Below are 9201 nucleotides of genomic sequence, written 5' to 3' on the forward strand. Positions count from 1 at the left end.
GCACCCCGATGCCTCCCCCCAGCCCCCCCAGCGACGGCAGGGCCTCGAAGGCCGCCGGGTTTCGACCCGGCGGCCGACGTCTTTTTCGAACCGGGACAGCTCCGGGCCGGGCGCCGCGCGCTCGGCGTGCCGGGCCGGGGCAGGTCAGTTCGCCCGGATATCCGCGATAATCCCAGCAAAACGGCACTCCGGGCTGGACGCATCCGGCGCATGCAGATTTTGTGACGCGACGCGGTGGACACGGCCGGCAGCGTTTGCTACAGACGCGCGCCGCCAAGGCGTGCGGGCGCATAGCTCAGTTGGTAGAGCAGCTGACTCTTAATCAGCGGGTCCAAGGTTCGAGTCCTTGTGCGCCCACCACCGCTTCCCCAAGCAATTCAACATCTTAGAGCGGTGGCCGCCGGAACGGAAACGGACCAGGTAAGTCCGTTTTCAAGTCGATTTTCAGAGTTTGTTCGGGTTCGATCCGCGCGAGTTCCCTGAAGTTACAGAGAAACTTTCCCGTCATCCGGTTCGAGGGCTGCCGCCGGCCAGGACCCTGCGATTATAGGTCCACCCTCCCGATCAACGACCAGACCGTCCCGGGGTCACCCTCTGCGCGGGTGGCTCATGTTCTTCGTGCCCGAGTGTCCACGCCTTCCAGCACGCCGCGGGCGGCCGTGAGGTCGGCCGTCGAGGTGTCGTCCGGCAGGCGGGCCAGCACGGCGCGGAGGGTCGACACGGCGCTCGCGAAGGCGGCGCCGCGCTCGGAGCCGCGACCGGAGTCACCGGTGCGGCGCTGCGCATGAGCGACGAGGCTGGTCGCCGTCCGTAGCTCCCAGGCGAGCGCCTTCTGGGCGCGGGCGACGTCGAGCGATCGCGCGAACCAGTCCGCCGCCGACGTGTCGGCCGGGTCGCGGCCGGCGATCTCGCCCTTGATGCGCATCAGCTCGGCGACGCACCACGCCTCGTCGGTCGCCTCGCAGCGGGTCAGCGCCTCGTCGATCACGGCGCGCGCCTCGTCGAGCCGATCGGCCCGGCACAGGCCGGCGGCGAGCTGGCCGAGGAAGCACGTCAGATACTGCACGAAGGTCGCCTTGCGCAGCGTCTCGACGCCGGCCTGGAGCCGGGCGATGCCGCCCGGCAGGTCGCCGGACTGCAGCAGCGCGTCGCCCTCGAAGCAGGTCGCGTAGGTGCGCCAGCCGTGCAGCGCGTCTCGCGTCGTCAGGCTGACCAGAAGCGCGGTCCAGCGTCGCGCCGCGTCGAGATCGCCGACCAGGAGTGCGATCGGGCAGGCGGCCTGGGCGAGCAGGTTGCACAGCGACAGCGGATGGTCGAGCGCCTCGGCCGCGGCGACCGTCTCGGCCGCCATTCGCAGCGCCTGATCGGGCCGGCCCTGCAGCCACAGCACGCGGCTCAGCGTCATCCGGGCCGTGACGATCTGATCGAACTGGAAGCGGACCTGATCGGAGCGATGCCGCGGCGCCCGATAGGTCTCCAGCATCCGCTCGATGTGCTGGCGGGCGGCATCCTGCTCGCCGAGAAAGTGGAGCGAGTCGCCGATCATCCGCTCGCCGACCAGCACGTCGCTCATCTGCCCAGTCGCCTTCGCCAGCGCGCTGAACCGCCCGGCGATCGCGGCGGCGTCGCGGAACCGGCCGCGATTCTTCGAGTCCGCCCACAAGCCCCACAGGGCGCGGAGCTGGTGATCGACGTCCCCGAAGGCCTCCGCCAGCGCCAGCGCACGCGCCCACATCGCGTTCGTGTCGCGCGCCCGCGTCGACGTGTACATCTGCGACCAGGCGAGCGCCGTGTAGAGCCGCATCGCCTCCGGGCTCTCCGCCGCGCCGGCCTGTTCGAGCGAGACGAGGGCCCGATCGACGCGGACCCGGCACTCCTCCAACAGCGACAGCTCGAGCCACAGCGGCACGGCCGCGACCGTGAGGGCGACGGCGAGCGCGACGTCGCCGTCCGGACCGCAGGCCCAGTCGAGCGCTGCGCGCAGATCGTCGGTGAGCGGCTGCCAGGTGGCTCGCCAGATCGCGGTCGGCTGTAGATTCCAGTCGCGCGCCGCGGCCGTGAACAGGTCGCGGCAGTGCTCCGCATGGGCGCGCTTCACGGCGGCGAGCTCGCCGGCCTCGGCGAGCTTTTCGAGTGCATAGGCCCGCGTCGAGTCGAGCAGGCGATAGCGCGCCGTCTCGCCGGCGACGTCGACGACGACGAGGGACTTGGAGGCGAGGCTCGCGATCGCCTCGGCGACGCAGAGCGGGCGGGTCTCGTCTCCCGCCAGCACGGCCTCGGCCGCCGTGGTCGTGAACCAGCCGGCGAACACCCCGAGCCGGCGGAAGAGCAGGCGCTCCGGCGCGGGCAGCAGGCCGTAGCTCCAGTCGAGCGCCGCCTCGAGAGTCTGGTGGCGGGCGAGGGCCGTGCGACGGCCGCGCGTCAGAAGATGAAAGCGGTCGTCGAGCAGACGCGCGATATCGGCGAGGCCGAGCGAGTCGACGCAGCCGGCCGCCATCTCGATCGCCAGCGCGATGCCGTCGAGCCGGCGGCAGATCGCGGCGACGAGTGGCGCCTCGGCGTCCGTGAACGTGAAGGTGTCGCGGGTGGCGATCGCGCGCTCGACGAACACGCGAACCGCCGGATAGGCCAGCGCCGCTGCGGCGGTCAGGCCGTCGCTGCGGTCCGGCATCGCGAGCGGCGGCAGCCGGACCACCCGCTCGCCGCCGGCGCGTAGCGGCTCGCGGCTGGTGGCCAGCACGGCGGCTCCGGTGTCGCGCACCAGGGCCTCGGCGAGCCCCGCGGCCGCCGCGACGAGATGCTCGCAATTGTCGAGCACGATCAGGATCGCCTTGTCGGCGAGCGACGTGATCAGTTCCGGTGTCGGCATCGTCGAACGCACCGGACGGCCGAGCACCGTGGCGAGCGCGGTCGGCACCAGCGCCGGATCCGTGACGGGGGCGAGATCGACGAACCAGACGCCGTCCGGGAAGCGCGCGAGAAGCCGCTCGGCGGCCGCGACCGCGGCCGTCGTCTTGCCGATGCCGCCGGGGCCGACGACCGTGACCAGCCGCGCCTCCGACAGCAGGCGCACGATCGTCTCGACCTGATCGCTGCGGCCGACGACGCTTCCGAGCTGCGCGGGGAGGTTGCCGGGTGGCAGAGCGGCGCCGGCCGGCCGCGGCGCGTCCGTCTCCTCGAGGATGCGGACCTGAGCCACGAACTTGTAGCCGCGGCCCGGAATATTGACGATGTAGCGAAGATCACCCTGGCCGTCGCGCAGCGCCTTGCGCAGCGCGGCGACGTGCACCTTCAAGTTGCTCTCGTCGACGAAGGTGCGCGGCCAGGCCCGGGCGATCAGCTCCTGTTTGGAGACGAGGTCGCCGGCGCGCTCGACGAGGGCGAGCAGAATGTCGAGCGCGCGATGTCCGACCCGCACCGGATGATCGTTCTCGAGCAGAACGAGCTCCGTCGGACTCAGTCGGAAAGGGCCGAACGACAACACGCGCCCCTGTCCGGCAGGCGCCGGATTCTCCACTGCTCGACCCCGATTCACCACCTCTGACGGCGGCATCATAGAAGGGGGCGGCAGGAACCTCCAAATCTCTGCGGGAAATTACGGATATGCGACGAGAGGCCGACCGATCGTGTCGTGCCGGCCTCGTCTTGCGCAATGGTATTTCGGTCCGGAGAATGGACCAAGCGTCGATTCTCCCCGCCGTCAGCGCTTGCGGTTCGTCTCGAACAGGAACCAGGCGCGACGCTCGGCGCCATCGGTCCAGTCGTCGATCAGACTCGACGTGGCGTTGTCCTTGGCGTCGTCGGCGATCTCCTAGGCGGCCCGCAGCGTCTCGACGAGGGCGCGGTTGTCCTGCTCGAGCTCGGCCAGCATCGCGTCGGGCGGCACGAACTCGGCGTCGTTGTCGGCGATGCGCTGGCGGCGCGCGATGTCGCCGATCGACCGCAGCGTGGTGCCGCCGATCTTGCGCACCCGCTCGGCGATGTCGTCGGTGGTTCCGAGAATCTGGCTCGCCTGATCGTCGAGCATGAGGTGGTAATCGCGGAAATGCGGCCCCGACATGTGCCAGTGGAAGTTCTTCGTCTTCAGGTAGAGCGCGAACGTGTCGGCGAGGACGCCGTTGAGCGCGTCGGCGACGCCCGAGACGGCGTTGCGGGCGAGATCGGTCGGGGTGGCGAGGGCGTTCTTGGAGGGCATCGGAGTCTCCGGGTCGTGAGCGTTCGTCGTCCTCGATGAACTCCGACCGTGGTATCGGGTTCGAGGCGGTCGCGACGATGTGTGCGGCGCGTGAGAACGATGTCGAAGCGCTGCGACGTTGTCACGTCGCGCCGGGCAGGCTTTACTGAAATTTACTCGCCTCCCGCCGCGCCGGCGCGCACGGTCGCCCGGCTCGACCCGCAGCGGAGACGGCCAGCGGACTCATGACCACCTCGATCCGCACACTCGGCGGTTTGGTGCCAGCGCCCGGACTCGCGTCCACGCCGATGCCCGGTTCGGCCGTCGGAGGCGCGGCCGACGCCGCGCCTCGCCGCGGAGCGCTGGCGGCCATGTTCCACGCGACACCGACGCAGGCGGGGGTCGCCGTCGTGGTGGCGCTCGCGCTGGTCGCGGCGCTGGTCGGCACGGCGCCGTTCGCTCGGCAGCCGACCCAGGGGACCGAGATCCTCGTCCCGGCCTACGCGGCAGCGAGCTTCGTGCTGGAGATCCTGACGGCCGCTCTCCTCTTCGCCATGTTCCATGTCCAGCGCTCGCGGGCGTTGCTGCGGCTCGCCGCCGGTTATCTGTTCGCGGCCCTGATGGTCCCGGTCTGGGCACTGACCTTTCCGGGCGTGTTCTCGACGCTCGGCGTCGATGCCGGGTCGCAGACCACGGCCGCGATCGCGGCGGTGCGACGGCTCGGCTTTCCGCTGTTCGTGCTCGGCTATGCGCTCGCTCCCGACTGCTCCGACACGAGCCGGAGCAGCCTGGTGCCGATCCTGCGCACCGTGCTGGCCGTGGCGGCGTTGGCGGCCGTGTGCCTGTGGCTGATCTTCGCGGGACAGGCCCTGCTGCCCGGCTACATGGCCGACGACCGTAACGTCACCATGCTGTGGTATCGCGTGCCCGCCATCGCGATGGTGCTGTACGGCATCGCGATGGCGATCCTGGTGTGGCGTCGCCGCTTCGCGCTCGATCTCTGGGTGTGTCTGGTCCTCGTCTCGATGACGGTCGAGCTGGCGTTGATGTCGTGGTTCGGCGGCGCCACGCGGCTCGGCGTCGGCTGGTGGGCCGGTCGTCTCTACGGGCTCGCGGCGGCCAGCATCGTGCTGCTCGTGCTCTTGTCGGAGACGACGACCGTGCATCTGCGGCTCGCTCGCGCCGTCGCGGCGGAACGCCGCGCCCGTCAGGATCGCCTCACCGCGATGGAAGCGCTGTCGGCCTCCATCGCGCACGAGATCAACCAGCCGCTCGCCAGCATGGTCACCAACGCTGACGCTGGCCTGCGCTGGCTCGGCAAGGCCGAGCCGCGGCTCGACATGGTGGACGCCGCGCTGCGCCGCATCGTCGCCGACGGCCATCGCGCCAACAAGGTGGTGGTCGGCATCCGCACCATGTTCATGACCGGGGCGCAGGAGCGCGAGCCGCTCGATCTGAATGCGCTGCTGCGCGAGACGGTGCGTGGGGCGGGCTCGGAGGCGCGCGCCGCCGGCATCGCGATCGAGGTCCAGCTCGATCCGGCGCTGCCGCCGGTGATCGGCAACGCGCTGCAACTGCGCCAGGTGGTCGGCAATCTGATCGAGAACGCCATCGACGCGATGACGGCGACGGCCGGGCGCGAGCGCCGGCTGCGCATCGAGACCCGTATCGCCGAACGCGGCGAGGCCGTGGTCGCGGTCGCCGACACGGGCGGCGGCGTGCCGCCCGAGCTCGCCGAGCGCATCTTCGAGCCGTTCGTCTCGACCAAGCCGGAAGGCATGGGCATGGGCCTGATGTTCTGCCGCGCCGTCGTCGAGGCGCATGGCGGCCGGCTGCGGGTCGCGCCGGCGTCTCCACGCGGCGCCGTCTTCGTCTTCTCGATTCCGACCGCTCTCGTGCCGACCCATGCCCCGGAGGTGACGCGATGACCGAGCAATCCGCCGTGTTCGTGATCGACGACGACCCCTCCATCTGCGCCTCGCTGGAGAGTCTGCTCGGCTCGGAAGGGCACGACGTGCACGTCTTCGGCACCGCCGAGGCCTTCAGCGCGGCCGAGCGGCCCGATCTGCCGGCCTGCATGGTGCTCGATGTGCGGCTGCGGCGCGAGAGCGGCCTCGAGGTCCAGCGCGAGCTCGGCCGCCGCGGCATCGACCTGCCGGTCGTCTTCATCACCGGCCACGGCGACGTGCCGATGTCGGTCGCCGCCATGAAGGCGGGCGCGATCGAGTTCCTGCTGAAGCCGTTCCGTGATCAGGACCTGCTCGACGCCGTCAACAAGGGGATCGCGATCGACCGATCGCGGCGCGAGCGGGCCGCTCGGATGGCGGAGCTGCGCGATCGCTTCTCCGCGCTGACGCCGCGAGAGCGCGAGATCATGCCGCTGGTCGCCGGTGGCCTGCTCAACAAGCAGATCGCCGGGAACCTGCAGCTCTCGGAGGTCACCGTGAAGGTGCACCGCGCCCAGATCATGCAGAAGTTGCAGGCCCGTTCGCTGCCCGACCTCGTGCGCATCGCCGACCGACTCGCCGACGATACCCCAAGGGCGTAGACGCGCGACCCCAGAGGACAATTGCCATCGGTCCGGTCAGCCCCGACGCTGCCGGGATCCGGCACTCCGCCGGTGCGGCGGTGAGGAGCGCGATGGCGAGCAGGGCGTCGGTGGCGATAGTCGAGGACGACGGCTCCGTCCGCGCCGCGCTGATCAGTCTCGTCGGTGCGTTCGGTTTCCCCGTCCGCGGCTTCCCTGATGCCGAGAGTTTTCTCGCCGACGCGGCAGCCGGGCAGGTCGGCTGTCTGGTGGCCGACGTCCGTCTTCCCGGGCTGAGCGGGCTCGCGCTCCAACACCTCCTGTGCAGCTCCGGCATCACGGTGCCGACCATCCTGATCACGGCCTATCCGGACGAGGCGAGTCGCGGCGTCGCGCTGCGGGCCGGGGCCTTCGGCTATCTCGTCAAGCCCGTGTCGCCCGAGGCGCTGCTCGCCTGTCTGCACGCGGCGCTCGGCGCGTGACGCGACGTCGCCCTATCCGCAGGTCCAGGGTCGACGATACCAGGGCACAATTGTTTCGACCCGGCGCCGCTCCGTAGAACTGCGCATACACATTCGGAGGAGCCCGCATGCCTACTGCAACCCCCACGCCCGGCCAGACGCTCGTCGATCCGCGCAATCACATGCTGATCATGATCGACTTCCAGTCGCAGATGTCGTTCGCGACGAAGTCGATCGATGCCGTCACGCTGCGCAACAACGCGGCGCTCGTCGCCCACGCCGCGGCGGGCTTCCGGGTGCCGACCATTCTCACGACGGTCGCCGAGAAGAGCTTCTCGGGTCCGATGTTCACCGAGATCACCGACGCCTTCCCGAACCAGGCGCTGCTCGACCGCACCTCGATGAACACCTGGGAGGACGCGCCCGTCATCGCCGAGGTGAACCGCATCGGCAAGGGCCGCGTCGTGCTGTGCGGCCTGTGGACCAGCGTGTGCATCGTCGGCCCAGCGCTGTCGGCCATCGACCAGGGCTTCGAGGTCTACGTGATCGCCGACGCCTGCGGCGACATCTCCGATGAGGCGCATGAACGCGCGATGGACCGCATGGTGCAGGCAGGCGCGCGGCCGATGACCTCGCTCCAGTATCTGCTCGAGCTGCAGCGCGACTGGGCCCGCACCGACAGCTACGACATGACCACCGGCATCGCCAAGCAGTTCGGCGGCGCCTACGGGCTCGGCATCATCTACGCCAAGACGATGTTCGGCGCCTCCGAAGGTCACGCCAAGAGCGCCGCATGATCAGCGTCGCGACGCCGACCGACGACGTGACCGCGACGACGCGCCGGACCGCGCTCGGCCTCGGCGCCGCCGCGGCGCTCGCCGCCGTCGCGGGCTTTCCGGGCGGGCCTGCGCCGGCCCGCGCCCAGAATTCCACCACCCCGAAAGGAAGCACCTCCATGCCCTTCGTCACCACCAAGGACGGCGTCGACATCTTCTACAAGGATTGGGGGCCGAAGGACGCCCAGCCGATCGTCTTCCATCACGGTTGGCCACTCTCCTCGGACGACTGGGACGCCCAGATGCTGTTCTTCGTGCAGAAGGGCTTCCGCGTCGTCGCCCACGACCGCCGCGGCCACGGCCGCTCGACCCAGGTGAGCGGTCCGCACGACATGGACCACTACGCCGCCGACGCCTTCGCGGTGGTCGAGCATCTCGACCTGAAGAACGCCGTCCATATCGGCCACTCGACCGGCGGCGGCGAGGTCGCCCGCTACGTCGCCAAGCACGGCCAGCCGGCCGGCCGCGTCGCCAAGTCCGTTCTGGTCAGCGCCATTCCGCCGCTGATGCTGAAGACCGAGAAGAACCCCGGCGGCCTGCCGATCGAGGTGTTCGACGGCTTCCGCGCCGCGCTCGCCGCCAACCGGGCGCAGTTCTATCTCGATGTCGCCTCCGGCCCGTTCTACGGGTTCAATCGCCCGAACGCCAAGGTGTCGCAGGGCGCCATCCAAAACTGGTGGCGGCAGGGCATGATCGGCGGCGCCAAGGCGCATTACGACGGCATCAAGGTGTTCTCGGAGACCGACCAGACCGAGGACCTGAAGACCATCACGGTGCCGACGCTGGTGATGCACGGCGACGACGACCAGATCGTGCCGATCGAGGATTCGGCCAAGCTCGCCGTCAAGCTGCTGAAGAACGGCACCCTGAAGGTCTATCCGGGCTTCCCGCACGGCATGCTCACCACGCACGCCGACGTGATCAATCCCGACCTGCTCGCCTTCATCAAGAGCTGACCGATCGGAGCGGGTCTCGGTCGGCCTCCGGCCGAAACCTCTCGGTCGTCGTGCGTTCCGCGCAGGCGAGGGCTTTGCTGAAATTGCTCCGTCGTCCCGGGGCGGCGCGTGAGCGCCGAGCCCGGGACCCATATGTGGACGGCCCCCGTGCAGCAAGAGATTTTCAGAACGGATCGGATCGCTTGCGTCCATATGTTCGGCCTGTCGGTGCGGCCACTCGCGGCCGCTGGCCAAGATGGTTTCCGCG

At 70.0% G+C, this 9201-nt stretch carries 6 protein-coding genes, 1 tRNA gene and 1 pseudogene; 6 read left to right on the top strand and 2 right to left on the bottom strand.

The features are described 5' to 3' along the window. Positions 1-284 precede the first annotated feature (284 nt). Positions 285-360: transfer RNA gene (locus tag CCR97_RS05225), tRNA-Lys, on the top strand. Between the two features lie 247 nt (positions 361-607). Here the strand turns inward: CCR97_RS05225 and CCR97_RS05230 are convergent. Continuing rightward, positions 608-3418: an ATP-binding protein gene (locus CCR97_RS05230; protein WP_170146016.1), complete on the bottom strand. Its 2811-nt coding sequence runs from the start codon at positions 3416-3418 to the stop codon at positions 608-610. A gap of 282 nt (positions 3419-3700) precedes the next feature. Then, positions 3701-4195, bottom strand: a pseudogene (locus CCR97_RS05235) (Dps family protein). A 350-nt stretch (positions 4196-4545) separates the two neighbouring features. On the opposite strand from CCR97_RS05235, the gene CCR97_RS05240 reads away from it, so the two are divergent. The 5 genes from CCR97_RS05240 to CCR97_RS05260 all read left to right on the top strand — a co-directional run bounded on the left by CCR97_RS05240 (position 4546) and on the right by CCR97_RS05260 (position 8954). Further along, on the top strand, positions 4546-6102 hold the full coding sequence (locus CCR97_RS05240) for a sensor histidine kinase (protein ID WP_201159355.1): 1557 nt from the start codon (positions 4546-4548) through the stop codon (positions 6100-6102). Then, positions 6099-6722 carry a response regulator transcription factor gene (locus tag CCR97_RS05245; RefSeq protein ID WP_111359914.1) on the top strand — a complete coding sequence of 208 codons (624 nt, stop codon included), beginning with the start codon at positions 6099-6101 and terminating at the stop codon, positions 6720-6722. Before CCR97_RS05240 ends, CCR97_RS05245 begins: the two co-directional genes overlap by 4 nt. Before the next feature lie 92 nt (positions 6723-6814). After that, positions 6815-7183, top strand: a complete 369-nt coding sequence (locus tag CCR97_RS05250; protein WP_111359915.1) for a response regulator transcription factor — start codon at positions 6815-6817, stop codon at positions 7181-7183. 107 nt (positions 7184-7290) lie between these two features. Next, positions 7291-7959 (top strand): hydrolase, encoded by a 669-nt coding sequence (locus CCR97_RS05255; RefSeq protein ID WP_111359916.1) that lies wholly within the window; start codon positions 7291-7293, stop codon positions 7957-7959. A 158-nt stretch (positions 7960-8117) separates the two neighbouring features. After that, on the top strand, positions 8118-8954 hold the full coding sequence (locus CCR97_RS05260; RefSeq protein WP_420826060.1) for an alpha/beta fold hydrolase: 837 nt from the start codon (positions 8118-8120) through the stop codon (positions 8952-8954). The last annotated feature ends 247 nt before the right edge of the window (positions 8955-9201 follow it).

It is taken from the genome of Rhodoplanes elegans (assembly GCF_016653355.1).
GTDB lineage: Bacteria > Pseudomonadota > Alphaproteobacteria > Rhizobiales > Xanthobacteraceae > Rhodoplanes > Rhodoplanes elegans.